The organism is Methylobacterium gnaphalii, assembly GCF_007992215.1.
GTDB lineage: Bacteria > Pseudomonadota > Alphaproteobacteria > Rhizobiales > Beijerinckiaceae > Methylobacterium > Methylobacterium gnaphalii.
Map to the genome: position 1 here is coordinate 63948 of NZ_BJZV01000006.1, position 18300 is coordinate 82247.

General features: G+C 71.8%; 20 protein-coding genes and 2 pseudogenes. 5 read left to right on the forward strand and 17 right to left on the reverse strand.

Features of this window, described 5'->3' with window-relative positions; genetic code table 11:
- Positions 1-260 precede the first annotated feature (260 nt).
- Positions 261-410, forward strand: coding sequence for a hypothetical protein (locus tag MGN01_RS23935; protein ID WP_174804569.1), 150 nt, complete (start codon positions 261-263; stop codon positions 408-410).
- A gap of 122 nt (positions 411-532) precedes the next feature.
- Here MGN01_RS23935 and MGN01_RS07125 read toward each other — a convergent pair whose 3' ends face one another.
- Positions 533-1096, reverse strand: a complete 564-nt coding sequence (locus tag MGN01_RS07125) for a lysozyme (protein ID WP_147045900.1) — start codon at positions 1094-1096, stop codon at positions 533-535.
- Positions 1097-1196: 100 nt separating this feature from the next.
- Between MGN01_RS07125 and MGN01_RS24385 the strand changes: the two genes are divergently transcribed.
- Positions 1197-1319 carry a hypothetical protein gene (locus MGN01_RS24385; protein ID WP_280178538.1) on the forward strand — a complete coding sequence of 41 codons (123 nt, stop codon included), beginning with the start codon at positions 1197-1199 and terminating at the stop codon, positions 1317-1319.
- Here MGN01_RS24385 and MGN01_RS23995 read toward each other — a convergent pair whose 3' ends face one another.
- The 12 genes from MGN01_RS23995 to MGN01_RS07185 form a co-directional block, all read right to left on the reverse strand.
- Positions 1320-2915 (reverse strand): DUF2793 domain-containing protein, encoded by a 1596-nt coding sequence (locus tag MGN01_RS23995; protein WP_210246070.1) that lies wholly within the window; start codon positions 2913-2915, stop codon positions 1320-1322.
- A gap of 108 nt (positions 2916-3023) precedes the next feature.
- A complete protein-coding gene (locus MGN01_RS07135) occupies positions 3024-6887 on the reverse strand; it encodes a baseplate multidomain protein megatron (RefSeq protein WP_147045901.1) in 3864 nt (1287 codons plus the stop codon).
- Positions 6875-7336: an NlpC/P60 family protein gene (locus MGN01_RS07140; RefSeq protein ID WP_147045902.1), complete on the reverse strand. Its 462-nt coding sequence runs from the start codon at positions 7334-7336 to the stop codon at positions 6875-6877. Before MGN01_RS07140 ends, MGN01_RS07135 begins: the two co-directional genes overlap by 13 nt.
- Positions 7337-7396: 60 nt before the next feature.
- Positions 7397-8290, reverse strand: coding sequence for a phage/gene transfer agent baseplate hub protein (locus MGN01_RS07145; RefSeq protein ID WP_147045903.1), 894 nt, complete (start codon positions 8288-8290; stop codon positions 7397-7399).
- Between the two features lie 179 nt (positions 8291-8469).
- Entirely contained in the window at positions 8470-9111 is a 642-nt protein-coding gene (locus MGN01_RS07150; protein WP_147045904.1) for a DUF2460 domain-containing protein, read from the reverse strand.
- Between the two features lie 45 nt (positions 9112-9156).
- Positions 9157-9732: a phage tail tape measure protein gene (locus MGN01_RS07155; protein ID WP_147045905.1), complete on the reverse strand. Its 576-nt coding sequence runs from the start codon at positions 9730-9732 to the stop codon at positions 9157-9159.
- 7 nt (positions 9733-9739) lie between these two features.
- On the reverse strand, positions 9740-9937 hold the full coding sequence (locus MGN01_RS07160) for a phage tail assembly chaperone (protein ID WP_147045906.1): 198 nt from the start codon (positions 9935-9937) through the stop codon (positions 9740-9742).
- Positions 9934-10281, reverse strand: a complete 348-nt coding sequence (locus MGN01_RS07165; protein ID WP_147045907.1) for a gene transfer agent family protein — start codon at positions 10279-10281, stop codon at positions 9934-9936. Before MGN01_RS07165 ends, MGN01_RS07160 begins: the two co-directional genes overlap by 4 nt.
- Positions 10282-10359: 78 nt before the next feature.
- Positions 10360-10770 carry a phage major tail protein, TP901-1 family gene (locus MGN01_RS07170; protein WP_147045908.1) on the reverse strand — a complete coding sequence of 137 codons (411 nt, stop codon included), beginning with the start codon at positions 10768-10770 and terminating at the stop codon, positions 10360-10362.
- A 166-nt stretch (positions 10771-10936) separates the two neighbouring features.
- Entirely contained in the window at positions 10937-11317 is a 381-nt protein-coding gene (locus MGN01_RS07175; protein WP_306437166.1) for a DUF3168 domain-containing protein, read from the reverse strand.
- Entirely contained in the window at positions 11314-11655 is a 342-nt protein-coding gene (locus MGN01_RS07180) for a head-tail adaptor protein (RefSeq protein WP_147045909.1), read from the reverse strand. Before MGN01_RS07180 ends, MGN01_RS07175 begins: the two co-directional genes overlap by 4 nt.
- A gap of 136 nt (positions 11656-11791) precedes the next feature.
- Positions 11792-12364 (reverse strand): head-tail connector protein, encoded by a 573-nt coding sequence (locus MGN01_RS07185; RefSeq protein WP_147045910.1) that lies wholly within the window; start codon positions 12362-12364, stop codon positions 11792-11794.
- A 28-nt stretch (positions 12365-12392) separates the two neighbouring features.
- Here MGN01_RS07185 and MGN01_RS07190 point away from each other — a divergent pair, with 28 nt between their 5' ends.
- Both MGN01_RS07190 and MGN01_RS07195 read left to right on the forward strand, forming a co-directional pair.
- Positions 12393-13145, forward strand: a complete 753-nt coding sequence (locus MGN01_RS07190; protein WP_147045911.1) for a S1 family peptidase — start codon at positions 12393-12395, stop codon at positions 13143-13145.
- Between the two features lie 109 nt (positions 13146-13254).
- Positions 13255-14100: a S1 family peptidase gene (locus tag MGN01_RS07195; protein WP_147045912.1), complete on the forward strand. Its 846-nt coding sequence runs from the start codon at positions 13255-13257 to the stop codon at positions 14098-14100.
- A 75-nt stretch (positions 14101-14175) separates the two neighbouring features.
- Here MGN01_RS07195 and MGN01_RS07200 read toward each other — a convergent pair whose 3' ends face one another.
- Positions 14176-14751, reverse strand: a complete 576-nt coding sequence (locus tag MGN01_RS07200; protein WP_147045913.1) for a DUF2239 family protein — start codon at positions 14749-14751, stop codon at positions 14176-14178.
- A gap of 217 nt (positions 14752-14968) precedes the next feature.
- On the opposite strand from MGN01_RS07200, the gene MGN01_RS07205 reads away from it, so the two are divergent.
- Complete coding sequence (locus tag MGN01_RS07205) at positions 14969-15217, forward strand: hypothetical protein (RefSeq protein WP_147045914.1); 249 nt, start codon at positions 14969-14971, stop codon at positions 15215-15217.
- 21 nt (positions 15218-15238) lie between these two features.
- On the opposite strand, the pseudogene MGN01_RS07210 reads toward MGN01_RS07205, so the two are convergent.
- The 3 genes and pseudogenes from MGN01_RS07210 to MGN01_RS07220 form a co-directional block, all read right to left on the reverse strand.
- A pseudogene (locus MGN01_RS07210) lies at positions 15239-16509 on the reverse strand (phage major capsid protein).
- Positions 16506-16999 (reverse strand): annotated as a pseudogene (locus MGN01_RS07215) (HK97 family phage prohead protease). The pseudogenes MGN01_RS07210 and MGN01_RS07215 overlap by 4 nt, the downstream one beginning before the upstream one ends.
- Before the next feature lie 74 nt (positions 17000-17073).
- Positions 17074-18237: a phage portal protein gene (locus MGN01_RS07220; RefSeq protein WP_147045915.1), complete on the reverse strand. Its 1164-nt coding sequence runs from the start codon at positions 18235-18237 to the stop codon at positions 17074-17076.
- Between the last annotated feature and the right edge of the window lie 63 nt (positions 18238-18300).

The following is an 18300-nucleotide window of genomic DNA, read 5'->3' on the forward strand; positions in this document are numbered from 1 at the left end:
TCGAGAGTGGGCGCGAGGGTGTTGGCGGCATTGGCCCCGCTTCGAGCGGAAGGCTGCGAAAGATCTTCTCGGCGATGCCGGTGGGTCCGCCCGCCGCCTCGATCAGCCAGGCCGGCGCCTGGTCGAGCGCCCGCTGCACGGCATGGGCGATCACGGCGGAGCCAAGAGGGATCGTCAGGCTCTTGCCGCGTACCGCTCCGGCAACGGCGTTGAGCGCGTAGTCGGCGGCGTTGCGCACCAGCCGCTCGACGAGCGTCGTGGTGACGAGGAAGCGCAACGGACCGGCGATCCGCGCCGCGGCGGCGCCGGCCGCGGTGACGGCGAGCGGCACCAGCACCGTGCTGAGCATCTGCGCGCCCGCGATGACGGCATCGCCCCAGTTCACGATCGCCTCGGTGGCAGCGGCCTGAGCCGGCGTGCAGCCCGCGGCGACGGCAGCGGGCAGGCCGGCGGCAATGGCGAGGCCGCGGATGTGATTGGTGACGGGCATGGCTGTCTCCTCGATGAGCGGACGATGCGGGGCGAGCGGGGTTCAGGTCGGCAGGAGCCGGCGGATGCGCTGCCGGAGCTCGGCGAGCCGGCCGGACGGCGCGGCGCCCGCCGGTTGGGCGGGTGCGGGCAGGGCGACGGGATGGGCGTCGCCCCGGCGGGCACGGGGTGCAGCCTTGGCGTAGGGCGTCACGAACTGGTCGTGCTCGGCCTGCCGTCGCGAGACGACCTCGGGCGGCTTTCGCCAAAGCAGGATGGCTTCGGCGCAGGCCCGCCGGTCGCCGCAATTGAGCGCGCGCAGGAAGCGCGACCGCTGGAAGCCGCCAATGCCGATGTTGAAGGCGATCGAGATCAGCGCGTCGCGCTCGTGATCGGCCACCGGCACCGTGATGCAGGTGAGGATCGGCAGGGCGTGCGAGGCGAGGTCGTCGAGGAAGAACGCGTCCGCCTGCGCCTGCGTGATCACCTGTCCGAGCATCACACCCCTGGTGTGCCCGTAGCCGATGGTCGGCACGCCGACACTGTCGCGATAGGCCTTGAGCCGCACGCCCTCGCGCGCCTTCAGCGCCGCGATGCCGAGCGGCGTCATGATCGCGGATGCGGTCATGGTCGGTCTCCGTGATGTCGAGGGAAGTCGCTGAGCCGTCGGCCGAAATTTTCGGGCAACACGACTGCGCTATGCGGGCCTCCCGATCGGGAGGAAGCCGATGACGCCTGAGGACAAGCGCTGGGACCGCGCCGTGTGGTCTCTCGACGCCGCCGCGGCCGTGATCGTGGCCGGTCTCTGCCTGATGCTGTGCATGCTGGTGTGGCTGCGCTGGGTCGGCTGATCACGCCATCTGGCGGCCGGCGAAGAGGGAATCGCCTGCCGCGACGTAGCCATCCGCGCCGGTGAAGCGGACGAAGACCTCGACGGCGTCGCCAGCGGCGAGCGTCAGGGCCGAGGTGAGGCCGAGCGCGGTGACGCCATTGACGAGCGCGCCGGTGGCGCAGGCGCGGCCTCGCCCAGCCGGGCTGCCGTTCCGGTAGAATTGAGCTTCGAAGGCGCTCGGCGCATTGCTGCCGTTCGCCTTGAAGACGACGGCTGCGTCGAACCCGTAGAGGCCGGCTTCGGGCGCCACGAAGCGGTTGCTCCCGGCCGAGAAGGCGCCCTGGTCGTTGCTGTCGGCGCTGTTGAACTGCACCTTCGTCCAGGCCGCGGCCGGGATGTAGTTGTCGAAATTGGTGGCCGCCGCGAACTTGGCGAAGTTGCTGATCCGGGCCCAGGCGGCGCCGGTGTGCCACTTTAGGGCTGTCGCGGTGCTGTCGGCATAGAGCTGGCCCAGGGCCAGGCCCGTCGTGGGGGCCGCGGCGAGCGGCGCCAGCCTTACCGCACCGTTGGCCTCGGCGGAGAAGACCTCGGCGCTGCCCGTGCTGCCGGCCGGCGTGGTTCGGATCGCGACGCGCGTCCCCTGTGCCGCGTCGGTCCAGGGCTCCGTCGCGAGGAAGGACAACTCGGCCCGCGCCGTCGCAGCATAGCCCGTCGCGCCGTGGCCGAGGGCGGAGACCCGGCCGAGGCTCGCGCCGCTGGCCAGTGCCGCGGGCGCAGCCGCCGTGCCTCCGGCCGTGCGAAACCTGATCGCGCCCGCCGCGCCCGCTCCAAAGCCGTCCAGCACCAGCCCTGCCGGCTGTCCGTCGGCGCCGGAGACGCGCAGGGCGGTCTGCAATGGAGCCTCCGGCAGCGCGCCGGCCTGGGCGCTGACCTCGAGCGGCGCCACGATCCGCGCAAGCGACAATTGTCCGGTCGCAGCCGAGGCCGTGAGCGCCGTGATGAAGCCGGCGCCGTCCGGCGAGACCTTCAGCGAAACGTCGTCCGAGCCGAGGGTGCCGAACAGCGCCCGTGTCGAGAAGCCGGTCTGGAAGGCTAGCGCGGCATCCCGCGCCGCCGCCTGCTTGTCGAGCGTCAGCCGCAGGTCGCCCGAGCCGGGGGTGAGGTCGTCCCAGGAGAACAGGGCGGCATCGGATTTCACCGCGAAGCGATTGGTGGCGTCGGGGCTCGTGCCGATGCCGAGCCGCGCCAGGCTCTGGATGGTGGCGAGACTCGTCTTGAGGCTGTTCCAGGTCGTGCCGTCGAAGACGTAAAGATCGGCCTCGTCGACGAGGTAGGCGAGCCAGCCGGGCCGGGGCCCGGCGCCGATCCAGACGCCATCCTCGAAGCGCACGACCTGGCCCGACAAGCCGGCCCAGGCCCCGGTCGGGCCGGCCGCAGTGACGAGATAGCGATCGCCCTCTGCCGGGTCGGCTGGCGGCGCAGACAAGTCCTTGTCGAGACAAGCGAGTTGAACCAGCGCATCGAGGGCGGCGAGCGCCTCGTTGTGCGTGACGTGCTTCTGCGCCTGGGCCGCCGCGAGCAGCGGCGGGCCGAGACGGGGCGTGGTGTCCGCCATCGGATGGGCTCCGTGTGGGTGAGGTCGAATGGGTCCAGGTCGATCTGACGGACCTGCGCGTTCCCTGTCCCCGCGCGGGGACAGGGAATGGACGTCGTTCGAACCCCTTCAGGCCGATCTGATTGGCACCCGCACGCGGGTCGAGGGTCCGCGCCCGGCGATGCCGCCGATCTGGGCGATCGCGGCGTCGATCATCGTCTGGGCACCCCCGAAATCGGCAGCTTCGTCGGCGGTCGCGTAGAGCGCGTTCGCCATGTCGGCGGAGAGGGTGCGGACGAGGCTGCCGTCGTCGCGATAGAGGTCGAGGGCATAGGCCTCGCTCGCCTCGTCGAGGGGGATGTCGGCTGGCTCCCAGGCATCGCCGTCTCGCCGCGACCGGCGGATCCATGTGAAGCGGACGCCCCCCGCCTCGCGCCGCGCCCGCAGGTAGACCGGGCGCATGGGTCGGAATGCGGCGAGCCCTGCCACCGCCGTGAAGCCGGTCACCGCGGGATCGCCCGGGTCGCGGTCAGCGGGGCCGACACGGTAGGCGAATTCGCGGCCGGCCTCGTCGAGGCGCTCGACCAGGGGGACCACAGCGCCGTCGTCGAGGCGCACGATCAGCGCGCCGGCCGGCACGGTCCGCGACGCCGCGGCCTCGCTGCCTGCAAGCCCACGCAGGAGGGTGGTCAAACGGAAGGTGCCGGCGCCGATCAGCTCGGCACAGGCGGCAGACAGGATTTCGGTCGTGCCGTCGGAGCCGATCAGCGCGAAGGTATTGGCACCGGCCAGCGCCGCACCCTCGTCCACCGAGGCGAAGCCCTCGGCATGCCGAAGCGTGACATCGAGCCTCGCGGCGCGGTCGAAGCGCCAGAGCGGTCCCGGCGGCAGCGGCGACAGCGTGGACCCGAGGCAGGCCGGGTGCTCGACGAGGCGCTGCACGATAAACGGCGCGCCCAGACCGGCCGCGCGCCAGACGGCCATCAGGCCGGGCCACGGATCGGCGGCAATGGCGAGGTATTGCAGCGCTCCCGGATCGCCGCGGGTGACGGGCAGGTCGAGCGCGACCGCGAAGGGCGGGCCGGGCAGAGCCGGCGGTCCGGCACGCGAGCGGGTGTCGGTGGTCAGCGCATTTCCGCCATCTGCCGTCACGACCGGGGCTCCGGCAGTCTCCACCGCCCGGCCCGAGGGACTGTCGCTGATCCGCGTGATGCGGTGCAGGCTGCCGTCGGGCAGAATCAGCCGGTCGCCCGGCTCCAGGTCGAGCCGGCGCGGACTGACGGAGAAGCGTGCGGTGTCGCGCGCGGCAAGCGCGGCATCGAGCGCACCCTCCGCCAGGGCTTGCGCGGCACCGCGCCGGGAGACGATAGCCGCCTCGATGCGGCTCTCGCGCCGGCGCGTGCCGCCCGGGCGCAGGGCAGCGGCGGTGGCACGCCGGTATTCGTCGCTCTCGCCGTCGCTGAAGCCGATCTCCAGGCTGCGGGGCAGGGCGCCGTCCTCGACGCGGATGTGGCTCAGCGGAGCGCTCCCATTCTGCGGCTCGACGAGATCGGCCACCGAGAGGGTGATCGGCCGTGCCGCCTGCGGCCCGCGGATCAGCAGCCGCCCTGCCGCCACCGACACGTCGAGGCCGAAGAGCCCGCAGAGACTTTCGAGCACGCCGCGCGCCGAGAGCGGTCGGTCGATAACGAAGCCATCGACGAAACCGTCCGCCGCGATCGTCGCCGGCGCGGTGATGCCGAAGGCGGCGAGGATCGCGGCGATCAACCGGTCGAGTTCCTGGCCCTCGCTCCGTCCTGTGATCCAGTGACCGAGCGCCCAATTGCTGGCATCGGACCAGACCGTGTCGAAGGCTGGGAAGGCGGGAAACGGCCGCGCGTCCCAGCACCAGACGAAGATGCCCTCCGGGTCGACCATGCGCAGGCCGCTCCCTGGCCAAACCGTATTATGAGCCGGCTCGAAACCGGTCATGGCCGGGTCGAAACGGGAGAGAATGGCCTCCAGGCCACGAGCCTGGATCAGCGCGTCGCGGCTGCCGCGGGAGAAGGGCGGCAGGGCGTTCTCCGAGGATTTCGGGTCGGGAAAGGCGTTGGGGCCGTTGGTGCTGCGGTCGACCGCCGCCACGCCGATCTCGGTGAGCCAGATCGGTTTCGAGCCCGGCACCCAGGCCGTGGTGCGCGTCTCGATCCCGCCGTCGCGCTCGACATGCGGGTTCGACCACCAGGCGACGAGATCCTTCGCCCGGTAGATCCATGGCTTGCGGTAGGCGCCGTCGCTGATCGGGGTGCGGATCTGGGCCGCGCGGTCGTCGTCGCTCGCATAGTACCAGTCGAAGGCCTCGCCCGCGCCGAGGCGGCTCTTCAGATAGGCGCGGTCGTAGATCGTGGGGGCCAAAGCCGCGTCAGCATGGGCATCGCCGTCGCGCCAGTCGGAGAGCGGCGGGTAGTAGTCGATGCCGACCGCGTCGATCGCCGGATCGGCGAAGAGCGCGTCGAGGGGAAAGCGGATCGTCGCGCCGCCCTCGCGGACATGGGCTCCGTACTCGGTCCAGTCAGCCGCGTAGACGAGTTTCGCGGAATGCCCGAGGATTGCGCGGACATCCTGTGCGAGCGCGCGAAGCGCCTCGACCGCAGGATAGCCATCTGGGCCGCGCACCCGGGTCAGGCCCGGCAATTCGCTGCCGATGATGAAGCCGGCGAGACCGCTGGCGCGCAGCAGGCCGGCGTAATGCAGCACCAGCCGGCAGTAGCCCTCGAAGAAGGCCGCCACCTGGCCCGCAGCCGTGGCGGTCCCGTCCGGGCTGCCGGGCTGATCGGGCGCCGGATCGCAGGTGATGCGCCCGCGCCAGGGAAAGGCCGGCTGGCTCTGCGTCGGACGATAGGGATCGGGCAGGGCGTTGCCGGCCGGCACGTCCATCATCAGGAACGGGTAGAGCACGGTGCCGAGCCCGCGCCGGTTCAGCTCCGCCACGAGGCGCACCAGCCCGGCATCCGAGGGCGTACCGCCATAGGCCGGGTTTCCATCGACCAGCGAGACCATGCCCGCCGTGAGCCGGGTCAGGCCGGCGACGCTCCACCTGTCGCCAATGGTCGCCTTGGTCAGGCTGTCGACGCGCGGGGCGATCTTGCAGTGTCCGGCGCGCAGGTCGCTGCCGAACCAGCTCACCACCACCGAGACCCTCTTGAGGTTCGGGCAGAGCGCCTGCAGCGCGTTGAGGGAGGCGAGGACGTCGCTGGCGTGGGAGAGCTGGAAGCGGTTGGCCGGCCGCGTCGCGCCGAGACCGGCATCGACGCTGACCGGCGTGGGATCGAGGCCGAATTCGGTGGAGCCGGGAATCAGGCAGACCGCCCTGATGTGCCCCGCGATGCCGTCGACCGGCCGGACCACCTCGAAGGCGAGCTGCGGGATGCGGTTGCCGAAATCGGCGAGCGCCAGCCGCTCGAACACGACGTAGGCCAGCCCGCGATAGGCAGGCGCGCGATCCGCGCCCTCCTTGGCGACGATGAGCGGGTCCGCCGCCTGGTCGGCGCGGCCGGTATGGACGCGCATCGCTCGCGTGGTGAGGTCGATCTCGCGGCCATCGGCCCAGACGCGGCGCACGAAGGCGATCTCGCCAGCGCAGATCCCGACCGCGATGTTGGCGTAGTAGCCATAGCTCGTCGTGACGGTTCTTGAGCCGCCGCCCTTCGCGCCCGAGGACGAGCGCTGCACAAGGGTGTTGGCCACTTCGAGCGGCCGCGTCGCCCAGATCAGCGTACCGCCGAGGCGGGCGCGGCCGTAGACGCGCGGGATCGGCTCGCCCTCGGTGGAGGTCAGCCCGGCGACGTCGCTGAGGCGCGGCCCCTCGACATAGCGCGTGCCGCCGCCGAACAACGCGCCGTCGATGAGCGATCCGCCGGCCGCGCCGAGCACCTTGCCCATCGCCGAGCCGATCGGCCCGCCGAAAGCCGTGCCGACCACGCCGCCGACCGTGCCCAGGATCAGGGTTGCCATGAGGGCGTCTCCGGGAAGCGGAAGACATGCGCGAGGTGCCGCCGCCACCAGGGCGTCAGCGCCACCTCGGTGACGGCCGCACCGTCATGCGCGTGGATCATCGTGCCCTCGCCCGTCGCGAGGGCGCAGTGCCGGGCCGGCAGATGCGCGTGGAAGGCGAAGAGCAGGACATCGCCGGCCGCAGGCTCGCTGCCTGCCTCAACCGGCACGAGATGCCGTCGCGCCGCCTCGACCAGCGGGTCGGTGCCGCCGGGCGCGGATTCGGCCCAGCTCGCCGCATAGGGCGGCGGCGCCTCCGGTTCGGGGCCGAGCACCCCGCGCCAGACGCCGCGCAGGAGGCCGAGGCAATCGCAGCCGACATGCTGGAGCGACGCCTGATGGCGATAGGGCGTGCCGATCCAGGCGCGGGCTTCGGCGACCAGGGCACGGGCGAGATCGGGTGGCGACATGCGGCTCTCTCATCTGAAGCGCACAAAGCCCTCTCCCCTCCATGGGGAGGGTTCACCGGGTCACCGGAACAGGCTTCCGCCATCGAGCGCGGTGCTCGATCCCGGCGCCGGGCGGATGACGAAGTCGTTGCCGGGCATATGCGGAAAGCCCTGGAAGTTCAGGCTGTTCGCGATCTTCTCGCGGCAGGTCGCGAAGCGCTTGTCGCAGCCGGCCGTGAGCGTGAAGGCATCGCCGGGGCTGATCGCGCGGGCCGGCGGCTGCCAGAGATCGAGGGTGACAGTGGTGCCGGATCGGCCGTGCGCCCGTAGATCCGCGTCGAGGCTGGCATTGGCGCCCGACATCCAGCGCAGGCGCCCGGCCGCGAACCAGCATTCAGCGAAAGCGCCGCCGAGGCCGACGGCCAGCCGGCTCGGACCGGCCAGCGCCAGCACGGTCCCGCTGGTCCGCCAGCGCGGATCGGCGAGATCGATGCCGCAGCGGGGCTCGCCGAGTTCGGCGTCACAGGTGGCGCGGTAGAGACGGCCTTGCTCGACGTCGAGCGCCTGCATCAGCCCGCGCAGTTCCGCCACGAAGGCCGTGCCGGCGCGACGGATCTCGCCGAGGGTGGCGACGTCGAGGAGCAGCCGCGCCTCGGGCGCGCTCCAATCGACCAGCCAGGTCTCGACGCTCGCCCCGTCATAGAGCCCGGCCGCGATATCGTCGGGCGCGATGCCGGCGGAACTCAGCGCGCCCGCGACGTCCCCGCCGCCCACGGCGAAGCCGAGCTCGGCGCTCGCTTCCGCCGCTTCGAGGCCGCTGCCGGCGGCGTAGGTCAGGCCGTCGAGGGTGAGGTCGCGGTCGTGGTCGGTGAAGCCGAGCGCGACGCCGTCGCGGCGGGTCAGTGACCAGCAATGGCAGAGCGTCGTTGCGCCCTCCGCGAGGCGCGCGGCGAGAGCGGCGGGCATTTCTCGCATCGGGGGCTCCGGGTTGCGTGAGGCCCAACCATCCCCCTCATCCTGAGGTGCTGCGCAGCAGCCTCGAAGGAGGCCTTCAGAAATCGCGCGATCGCTGGAGCCCTCCTTCGAGGCTCCGCTGCGCTGCGCACCTCAGGATTAGGGCGGTGGGTGGGACGGGTTGTGCGCAGCGCGTGGCGCTACGGCACGATCTCGACGAGCGGCACCTTCGGGATCTCGCCGGCGGTGAAGGCGGCGAGGTCGATGACGAGGTCGTCGGTGTCGAAGCGGACCGGCACGTCGAACGCGTAGCCGGCTGTGATCGCCGCGCCCGGCGCCGGCACGGCAGGGGCGGCGAAGGTGACAAGCCCGGTCGTGACATCGCAAGCGAACGCGTTGGAGGGCAGCTCGATGCCGTTCACCGCAACCCGCACGCTGCCGGCCACCGGCTTGGTGATGGCGCGGCGATAGGGGGCAGGACCGTTGCCGTAGGTCTTGGCAAGGGCGAAGGCGGCCGTGCTGCCGTCGCCGGTGGCGATGGGTTGGTCCGTGGGCGCGGGCGCGCGGCTCGGTGGGCCGGAGCGCCAGTCGACCCGGTCGCGGTAGCGAAAGCCGTAGAGGCGCCCGCGCCGCTCCTCGAAGAAGGCGAGCACGGCGTGCAACGCGTCGAGCGTGCGGATGCCGAGGCCGGCATCGTAGCGCCGCCGGGAATCCGCCCAGCGGCTGTTGCGGTGCTCGCGCCCTGAGGCCAGCGCGACGATCTCGGTGAGCTGGCTCGGGCCGCCACTGCCGCGAAGCGCCACGTCGAGGGGAAAGCAGACCTCGTGGAAGTCGCAGGGCATGTTGGGTCCTCGGAAGCGCGGGGTGGAGCGGGCGGGTCTGGAGGCTCACAACGCCCTGCGGCCCCGCGCCACCGCCCGGGCCAGGCTCGCGGCGACCTGTGCTTCGGACCTGCGAAAGCTCTCGGCATCGGGCGTGGCGATGCTGACGTTGATCGAGACCGGGCGCTCGCCGGAGGAGGCCACGCCGAGGCGGCCGTCGCTGCCGCGCCGGAGGGGGAGGATCGCCTCGGGGCCGGCCTCGCCCATCAGGCCGGTCCCGCCCTGCATCGGAAAATAGGTTGGCGCGGCGACGATGCCGCCGCTGGCGAAGGGCTTGACCCGGCCGGCCGCGATCACACCGCCCCGGGCGAAGGCGCTGGCAGCCGCCTCCCCGGCGCCGCCGAGGAGGCCTTTGACCAGGCTTGCCAGCCCCTTGCTGACCGGCGTCAGCGCCGCCTTGAGGGCGATGCTCGACAGCTTGGTGGCGAGCGTGCCGAGCACGCCGTCGAGCTGGCGCCCGGCATTGAGATTGGTGGCGAGGGCGCACGACAGGCTCTGCCCGAAGCGTCTGGACAGCCGGTCGAGGGTTTCGAGCTGCCGCGCCCGGCTCGCATTGGCGCGGTCGAGGTCGGTATCGGCCATGGTGCACTCACGGATCAGGGAAGGCGGCGAGCAGGCGGTCGAGATCGGCCCGGCTGGCGGCGGGCGTGCCTCTCACACCGGAGGAGGCGGCGAGTTCGCGCGGCGTGGCGGCCCAGAAGGCTTGAGGAGTCCAGCGCAGGGCGTGCAGCCCGAGCGCCAGGGCATCGTCCCACGGAAAGGCGAAGGCGGCGGCCTCCGAGGTCACGCCCTCCGTGGCACGCGAGGGTCCGGCGGCATCTCCGCCTCGCCGAAAGCGGCAACCAGGGCTTCGCCGACGGCCGCCGCCACCGCGGCGAAATCGCCGGCCAGCGGCAGCCGGGCGACCGCCGCGTCGTCGAGATCGTGCCCGCCGCCGCGTAAGGCTGCACCGAGCAGGGTGATGACGTCGCGGGTCGAGAGCCGGCCGGTCGAGGAACGCTTGGCGAGACCGACCACGTCGCCGGCCTGAAAGGCGTCCTCCAGCTCGGCCAGCGCGCCGAGGGTGAGGCAGAGCGTGTAGCGCTCTCCGCCGAAGACGAGCGGCACCTCGCCGCGTCTGCGATTGGGCATGGGGGCTCCGGATTCTTTGGAAAATCCCACCTGCATCTCAGGATGAGGGGATTTGGGTAGGACGAGGGTGTGATCGGCTCAGAGCGCCGTGAAGCCGAGCGGCCCGGCGGAATCGAGCGCCATGTCGAAGGTGACTTCGCCGGCATGGTCGCCCCGGTATTCGAGGCTGGTGATCTGGAAGAGGCCCTCGATGGTGCCGAAGGACGGCACCACGACCTGGTAGGCGTCGATCGCGCCATCGAAGAAGGCTTGGCGCAGCCGGGCATCAGAGGCGCCATCGCGAAAAACGCCGGAGCCTGAGATCGAGGCGCGGCGCATGCCGGCGCCGGCCAGCAGCTCGCGCCAGCGCCCGGCGGAATCCGCGTTGGTCACGTCGACGGCCTCGGCGTTGAAGGCGATCTGCCGGGCGCGCAGGCCGGCCACCGCGACGTATCCGCCGGCACCGTCGCTGGCCCGGATAAGCAGGTCCTTGCCTTTCTGGGCGGTCATGATGGGCTCCAGGATTCTCGATTGCGATCAAACACCTCCCCCGTCATTGCGCGCGCAGCGAAGCAATCCAGGGCAGCATCGATCGCGGTGGCCTGGATGGCGTCGGCTTCGCCTCGCAATGGCGGCGAGATTCAATGGGCGATGGCATCGGTGACGGCGGTCAGCCTCACCGTGGCCCGGATCTCGCCGGTGGCCTCGTCACGGTGGGTGGCATGGCATCGAGGCGCAGCCAGCCCAGAGCGTGGCCGTCGAGCGTGAGCCCGGCTCCGTCGACGAGCGCGGCGATGCGCTCGGCGGCGTCGAGGGCGGTGCGGGTCGAGCCGCGCTTGCCGAACACGGTGAGAGCGAGGCTGATCCGGTATCGCCTTGCGCCGTCGACGGAATCGTCGCGGGCCTCGGCGTCGCCGAACACGGCGTAGAGCGGCACGGCGCCCGGCGGAGGCTCGTCGGAGAGGCGCAGCGCGCCGCCCATGGCCTCCGCGAGGATCGCGTCGCCGCCGAGTGCGGCGAGGATGGCGGCGCGCAGGGGAAGCAGGGGGCTCGTCATGCCGCCTCTCCCGGTGAGATTTCCTCGACCTCGCAGACGAGGTCGCGGCGGCCGCCATCCGGGTCGGCGGCGGAGCGGATGGCGAAGCGGCGCGGGCCTGCGGCGAGGCGCATCTCGGGGGACACCCCCGCGCGCCAGCGCAGGGCGAGGCGATAGACGACAGCCGCATCCCCGCGGCCGTTGCGTCGCCGTGCGTCGGTCTCAGCGCGTTCGAGTGAGCCCCAGACCACGGGCCCGGCCACGTAGCGGCGCAGGCTGCCGCCGAACCCGTCCGGCGCGTCGAGAGGCATTTCGAGCACGAAGCGTCGCCGCCGCGCGCCGATGGGCGTGTGGGTCATGGGGAACGTTCCGATGGTGGAAGGCGGGCCTCGTCCCCGCCCGGGGGCGCCGCCGCGCGCTGCGCCGGCCCGCTCCACGGCGGTTTGGCGCGGGCGAGGAAAAGGCGGCGCGCAGGGGGCCGGGCGTCCGGAGCGTTTAGAGGTGCATCAGCCAATGCTGCGCCACGAGTTCGGCGACGGCCGGCGGCGGTGCGAGCAGGTTGTCGGGGGTCGCATCTCCCCGGTTCTCGAACCAGTCGGCGACGAGCATGCGGATCGCCTGGGCGAGCGGGGCCGGAACGGGTGGCCCGTCGCCGCCGCAGCCGGCGGTGACCTCGATCAGGGCGGCCTTGCGCAGCAGCAGCGGCACGGCCGGGTCGACGCGCAGGCAGGGCGCCTCCCATGGGTCGGGGCCGACGCGCAGCAGGCCGGTGTCGATCTCCTCGACCACCGCATCCGCGCCGACGATCCCGGCCCGCACGACCGACAGAAGTGGGCTGAGCGGCAGCGGCAGCACGCCGCCGGCCGGCCAGGCGGTGAGCATCAGCCGGTAGCGGGCCGGCCGCACGAGCCGGCGCGTCGCCGCCTCGATGCTGGCGCGGGCTGCGGTGATGAGGCCAGTGATCAGGGCATCCTCGCCGCTCTCGTCATCGTCGAGCCGCAAGTAGCCGCGCATCTCGGTGAGGCTCACCGGCTCGACGCCGAGATCCGCGACGCGTATCGGGGTCATGCTTCACCTCCCGCAGAGATGGTGTTCGATGCACAGGGCGCGACACGGCGTGGGCCGGCTTGCCAGCTTCGTATTGCTGGCGTTTTGCGGCCTCGGTCTCGGCTCCGCCGCTGCCATCACGGGCGGCCGCGACGCGCCGCATTCGGCCGAGGCGCGCTCCGCCGTGATGGTGCTCACCTCGAAGGGCGGCGCCTGCACCGGCGTCGTGGTGGCGCGCGATGCGGTGCTCACGGCCGGCCATTGCGTGCAGGGCTTCGCCGAGAACCGCGTTCATTTTCGCGACGAGGCCGGCAAGCCCGTTCTGCTCGATGTCGCGGCCCGTGCGGTCCATCCGGGCTACGACGCGGACGCGATTCGCGGCCGCACGCGCTCGATCGATCTCGCCCTTGTGCGCGCGCGTGAGCCCCTGCCCGCCCGATTCGTGCCGACGGCCTTGAGCGATGCGATGCCCGGCCAGGGCCAGTCCCTCACCTTCGGCGGCTACGGCGCGGTGCGCGGCGACGATTTCCGCTCCACCGGCACATTCCGTCTGGTCGATCTGCCGGTGGTCGAGCCGCACGGGCCGAGCCGCATCCTGGTCTGGCTGCACGCGGCCCGGGCCGGCGGCTGCAACGGCGATTCCGGTGGGCCGATCTCGGACGGCAGCGGGGTGCTCGCCGTCGCGGCCTGGGTGCAGAAGGTCTGCGGCGGCCTCACGCAAGGCGTGCTAGTCGGGCCGCAGCGCGCCTGGATCGACCGGACCCTGGCGGGCTGGGGCAGCGCCGCGCGTTGGTCACACTGAGCGCCGCAGGCCATCTTCGCCAGGGAACTCCAGCTTGGCCAGGGCATTGGCTTCGGCTAGCCTGGACGTCCGAAGGTTTCGAGGCGCGCCGGGCGCTGGAGACAACACCATGGCCGCAGGTCCCGTCCGTGCCGCGATTGCCGGCGCCGTTCTCGGGCTCGTTCCTCTCTCAGCCCAGGCCGTGGTGCAGGGTCAGGTCAGCCGCGATCCCGACGGGTTGCGCGCCTCGGTGGTGCGTATCGAGAGCACGACCGGCGAGATCTGCTCCGGCACGCTGATCGCGCAGGATCTCGTCCTCACCGCCGCGCATTGCGTGCAGCATCAGGCCGGATACAGCGTCGTGGTGGTCGATCCCTCCTTCAGGCAGCGGCGCATCCCGGCCCTGGCGGCGACAACCCATCCCGATTTCGTGCCCGGCACCTCGCCGGAGGATCAGCCCGGCATCGACCTGGCGATGCTGAAGCTCGCCCAGCCCGTCGGCCCCGGCTTCCGCCCCCTCGATCCGAGCGGCAACGGCTCCATCGATTCCGGCGAGGGCGTCGACATCGCCGGCTTCGGCGTGGTGGCCGAGAACAAGCGCGGCACCGCGCGCACCCTGCGCACGGCCCGCCTCGTCTCGATCGGCTCGCTCCAGGTCGCCAACCGGGTCACGGTGGTCACCGACGCGCGCCGCCTCGCCGAGACGGCCGGCGCCGGTGCCTGCCTCGGCGATTCCGGCGGGCCGATCCTGCGCAACGGCCGCATGGTCGGCGTGGTGAGCTGGTCGAGCGGCGCCATGCGCCAGGACAAGCGCGCCCGCACCGCCTGCGGCGGCTTCACCGCCGTCACGCCCACCGGCGAGCATGCGAGCTGGATCCGGGCCCGCGCCTCGCAGCTCGAGGCGATGCAGGCCTCCGCGACCGAGGTCCGCCCGGTGGAATGGGCGGCGAAGCCCGGCCGCCGCCGCGCGCGCTGAGCGTCACGCGCCGGTCCCGGCTGGATCGCTTCGGCCTCGCCCTGCACCGACGGGCGAGACGGGAACCCGATCCCGTCAGCCGGAAGCCGGGCGAAATGCCGGTTCGGCCAGATGCGCGGCGTGCTCGCGCAGGTCGTCCGGCCATGCCGTGATCGCCGCCGCGAAGCCTTTCGCATCGCCTGCATAGAGCGCCCGCGCCGCATCCTCGTAGCCGGGCCGGTCGCCGGCGGCCGTCGCCATGAAGCGGTCTGCGGCTTCCTGGGCGCGCCGCCGCTCCTCCGGACCCGAATCGGCACGGCGCGCCTCCTCGACGAGCCGGCGCAGGGCCACCGAGGCTCCGCCCGGCTGAGCGCCGAGCCAGTCCCAGTGGCGCGGCAGCAGCGTCACCTCGCGGGCGACGACGCCGAGCTTCGGCCGGCCCGGCCCCCGCGCCGGTGGCTCCGGCGCCGCGAGCCGAGCCCGCAGCTCGGCCTCCGATCCGCGCAGGTCGGCATCGACCGTGCGTCCCGTGGCGTCATCGAAGACGAGGACCTGGGCGCTCACATCCTCCGCGAGCAGCGCCTTCACCGTGACGAAGACGTCGCCCGGCGCTCCGCGCGCCAGGCGGTTGCCGCCATGAAAGGCCGTGTAGATCCGTTCGTCCCTGGCCATCGCCGCCTCCTGTCTGACGGCTATTTTACCCGGATCAATCACGGAATCAATATCATCCGGATAAAATATGAAAGTCAGTTATCATACAGTATGCCACCAAAATACTTCGCGTCGGATACGGAGATCGCAGTACCCAAGCAGAAAAAATTCCGGTCATTGATCAAATCGTAATCAGTAAAGCGCCATGTTCATGCTGGCTTTCACTGAGTTCGCTGCCATGAGCAAATGGGTTCCCGCCGTCGCCTCGATCGGGCTGATCTGCATCATGGTGCTGCCGACGCCGGGCGTGCTCGGGATCACGATCGGCACCTGCTGCCTTCTCGCCATCATCATTTCGGCCAGCCTCATCCTGTTCGAGCGTGTCCTCGACACGGTGGCGAAGCCGGTGGCTGACGCATTTCGCCGGGTCGTGAAGGGTAAGAAGCGCTCCGTCCATGCCGCCTCCCTCGTGACGCGCAAGCGATAGCGGCCTGCGCGCCAGCCGAGGTCAGGCGAACTTCAGAAGCTTGATCGCGTCGAAATCCTGCACGCCGCCACCGACGCGCTTGGTCGTGTAGAACAGCACGTAGGGCTTGGCGGAGTAGGGATCGCGAAGCGTCCGCAGCCCGGTCCTGTCGACCACGAGATAGCCGCGCTTGAAATCGCCGAAGGCGATCGAGAGGCTGCCCGAGCCGATATCGGGCATCGCCTCGGCCTCCGCGACGGGGAAGACCATCAGCGTCGCGGCGCGGTCGGCCGCGCTCGGCGGCTGCCAAAGGTAGTTGCCGTCGGCATCCTTGAACTTGCGGATCGTGCTCTGCACGCGGCGGTTCAGGACGAAGGTGGCGTTCTGGCGGTAGCCGGCGCGCAGGGCATAGATCAGGTCGAACAGCACGTCGGCCGGGTTGCTCGCCGGGAAGGCCGAGGCCGTGCCGGTGCCGAGGAAGCCGATCTTGCCGGGCGCCCAAGACGCGTTGGCCACGGTGTCGTAGGCGAGGAAGCCGTGCGGCCGGCCGATGCCGTTGCCGGTGACGAAGGCCGTGCTCTCCTGCTCGGCGAAGACGTCCTCCACCTCGGCCGAGAGCCAGGCATCGATGTCGACCACCGCGTCGTCGAGCAGCGTCTGCGTCGCCGCCGGCATGGCGTAGAGCTCCATGGCCGGGAAGCTGAGCTCCGAGAGGTTCGGCGCGTCGGTCTGCGGCCGCGCCGCCGTCTCCGCCACCCAGCCGGCGGCCGGGCCGGTGGGCGAGAAGGCGCGCTTGTAGAGGCCGCCGGAGATGGTCTGCACCGTCGCCAGCGCCCGGATCGGCGAGATCTGCGCGAGGCGCCGCAGCACCTCGCGCTCGATCGTCGCCGGCACGAGGTAGCCGCCATCCGGCCCGGAGCCGGCCGAGAGCGCCTTCTCCTCGAGCCGCTTCAGTCCCGTGCTCTCGCCGGCCCGAACATAGAGATCGAAGGCAGCCTTATGCTCGGTGCCCGCGATGTCGCGCGGCCCCCGTCGGAGCCGGCGAGCGGCGGCCGGGCGCGGTCGAGGCTGATCCGGTCGAGCCGGAACCTGGCCTCGTCGAGGGCCGTGTCGATCCGGGCGAGCTTCTCCTCGGTGAGCACGTCGGCCGAGAGCCGGGTCTCGATCTCGCCGAGCCGGGTGTCGTTGGCCTCCTTGAAGGCCTCGAAGGCGCGCGCGAAACCCTCGAGCGCCGCATCGACGGCGCCGGTGGCGGCCTTGTGCTCGGTGAGCGGAGAGGCGGACTTGGTCTCGATGGGGCTGTGTGCGGTCATGCAATCCTCGACGGTTGACGGTGATCGTGAATGCAGGCGCGCATGCGCTGCGCCTGGCTTCGGAGACGGCCGGCGAGATCGGTCGATGCCTGCGTCAGCATGCGCGCGCCGGGCTGGAGCGGGAAGGTCACCAGCGAGACCTCCCAGAGATCGACCGCGACGAGCCGTCGCCCGCCGCGCTCGGGCATCGCCCTCACCACGCGAAACCCGATGGAGAGACCGTCGAGACGCCCTCGCGCATCAGCGCGTCGACCTCGCGAGCCCGCTGCACGGCGAGATTCAACCGCCCCTCGACGCGAAGCCCCCGCGCATCCTCGACGAGCGAGAGCCAGCGCCCGATCGGCTCGGCCGGATCGTGCTGCCAGAGCATCCGCACCCCGGCCGCGCCCCGCCGGGCGACGCTCGCAGCGAAGGCGCCTGCCACCACCGTGTCGCGGCCGAGATCAGGCACGCCGAACACACTGGCAAAGCCGGCAAAAAGACCGTCCACTGGGACACCTCCGGTGATGCAGAGTGCCGGGCGCCGTCATGGCACGGCAGCGAAAAGGCGACGGGCGCGCGGGCTCAGTCCCCGCCTTCCGCCATGGCGGCCGGATATCCTGCCGCCTGGCGCTTCTCGGCCAATGTGAGGAAATCCGCGTTCGCCACGCGCCGCCACAGCGATTCCCGCTCGACGGCGAGCGCCTCGATGGCATCGAGGTCGGGCTCCAGCCGGGCCGGGCCAAGGGCCGGCTCGAGCCAGGTGGCGATGGCGGCCGCGGTGCGACGCACGAGCGGCACGATGGTCTGGCGGTAGAAGGCGCGGTTCGCCTCGGCGTAATTGGCGTGGGTGTTGTCGCCCGGCAGGCCGAGCAGCAGGGGCGGCACGCCGAAGGCCAGCGCGATCTCGCGGGCGGCCGAGGCCTTGGCCTCCACGAAATCCATCTCCTTCGGCGACAAGGCCAGCGGCCGCCAGTCGAGGCCGCCGTCGAGGAGCAGCGGGCGGCCGGCATTGCCGGCACCCTGGTAGTTCGCCTCCAGCTCGTTCTTTAGCCGGCTGAATTGTGCCTCGCTCAGCGCCGCGCCGGTCGAGGGTGCGAAGACCAAGGCGCCGGAGGGGCGGGCAGCGTTGTCGAGCAGCGCCTTGTGCCAGGCGCCGGCCGCGTTGTGGATGTCGAGGGAGACGGCCGCCGCCTCCATCGGCGAGAGACCGTAATGGTCGTCGAGCGGGTTGAACTGCGCGAGATGCAGGATCGGCGGAAGCGGACCGGTCTGCTCGTAGCGGATGCTGCGCCCGCCCGCGCTGTACAGGTAGGCGCCGATCCAGCCATCGGGGCCAGGGACGGCGCGCATCCGGTCGGGGCGAAGGCAGAACAGCTCACGCGGAACGCCCTCGAGGCCGACGGCTTCGAGATAGGCGTTTCCCGACACCATCAGATGCCCGTAGACGCCCTCCAGGAAGCCCGCGCCGCCCTCGCGCGGGTTCGGCCGGGCCAGCAGCGCGAGCAGCGGATGCGCGTCGCTGCCGCCGTCGAGCGTGAGCGGCAGCGTGGCCGCCGCCTCGGCGACGAGACGCACGCAGCGGTGGGCCACGGCGTTGCGGGCATAGCCCTCGCGGGCGAAGGCCACGGGCTCGCGGGCGGACCAGACCGGCCGGCCCTCGCCGTAGAAGGCCACCGTCGCGGGGGCGGCCTTGGTGGCCGGCGCGTAGCCGGCCGCGCGGGCGAGGCGGTTCAGGAGGTTGGGCATCTGACCTCGCTTCTGCTGCGTCCACCCGACCGGCTCTTCCTGATCTGCCGCGAAGCAGCCTCG

What these genes read in the sequence shown, in the direction of transcription:
- MGN01_RS07185 (WP_147045910.1), bottom strand. Translation starts at nt 12,364, where the DNA reads ATGACCCCGATACGCGTCGCGGATCTCGGCGTCGAGCCGGTGAGCCTC.
- MGN01_RS24385 (WP_280178538.1), top strand. Translation starts at nt 1,197, where the DNA reads ATGACGCCTGAGGACAAGCGCTGGGACCGCGCCGTGTGGTCTCTCGAC.
- MGN01_RS07135 (WP_147045901.1), bottom strand. Translation starts at nt 6,887, where the DNA reads ATGGCAACCCTGATCCTGGGCACGGTCGGCGGCGTGGTCGGCACGGCT.
- MGN01_RS07180 (WP_147045909.1), bottom strand. Translation starts at nt 11,655, where the DNA reads ATGACCCACACGCCCATCGGCGCGCGGCGGCGACGCTTCGTGCTCGAA.
- MGN01_RS07150 (WP_147045904.1), bottom strand. Translation starts at nt 9,111, where the DNA reads ATGCCCTGCGACTTCCACGAGGTCTGCTTTCCCCTCGACGTGGCGCTT.
- MGN01_RS07175 (WP_306437166.1), bottom strand. Translation starts at nt 11,317, where the DNA reads ATGACGAGCCCCCTGCTTCCCCTGCGCGCCGCCATCCTCGCCGCACTC.
- MGN01_RS07205 (WP_147045914.1), top strand. Translation starts at nt 14,969, where the DNA reads ATGAGCAAATGGGTTCCCGCCGTCGCCTCGATCGGGCTGATCTGCATC.
- MGN01_RS07200 (WP_147045913.1), bottom strand. Translation starts at nt 14,751, where the DNA reads ATGGCCAGGGACGAACGGATCTACACGGCCTTTCATGGCGGCAACCGC.
- MGN01_RS07145 (WP_147045903.1), bottom strand. Translation starts at nt 8,290, where the DNA reads ATGCGAGAAATGCCCGCCGCTCTCGCCGCGCGCCTCGCGGAGGGCGCA.
- MGN01_RS07220 (WP_147045915.1), bottom strand. Translation starts at nt 18,237, where the DNA reads ATGCCCAACCTCCTGAACCGCCTCGCCCGCGCGGCCGGCTACGCGCCG.
- MGN01_RS23995 (WP_210246070.1), bottom strand. Translation starts at nt 2,915, where the DNA reads ATGGCGGACACCACGCCCCGTCTCGGCCCGCCGCTGCTCGCGGCGGCC.
- MGN01_RS07125 (WP_147045900.1), bottom strand. Translation starts at nt 1,096, where the DNA reads ATGACCGCATCCGCGATCATGACGCCGCTCGGCATCGCGGCGCTGAAG.
- MGN01_RS07190 (WP_147045911.1), top strand. Translation starts at nt 12,393, where the DNA reads ATGCACAGGGCGCGACACGGCGTGGGCCGGCTTGCCAGCTTCGTATTG.
- MGN01_RS07195 (WP_147045912.1), top strand. Translation starts at nt 13,255, where the DNA reads ATGGCCGCAGGTCCCGTCCGTGCCGCGATTGCCGGCGCCGTTCTCGGG.
- MGN01_RS07165 (WP_147045907.1), bottom strand. Translation starts at nt 10,281, where the DNA reads ATGCCCAATCGCAGACGCGGCGAGGTGCCGCTCGTCTTCGGCGGAGAG.
- MGN01_RS07155 (WP_147045905.1), bottom strand. Translation starts at nt 9,732, where the DNA reads ATGGCCGATACCGACCTCGACCGCGCCAATGCGAGCCGGGCGCGGCAG.
- MGN01_RS07170 (WP_147045908.1), bottom strand. Translation starts at nt 10,770, where the DNA reads ATGACCGCCCAGAAAGGCAAGGACCTGCTTATCCGGGCCAGCGACGGT.
- MGN01_RS07140 (WP_147045902.1), bottom strand. Translation starts at nt 7,336, where the DNA reads ATGTCGCCACCCGATCTCGCCCGTGCCCTGGTCGCCGAAGCCCGCGCC.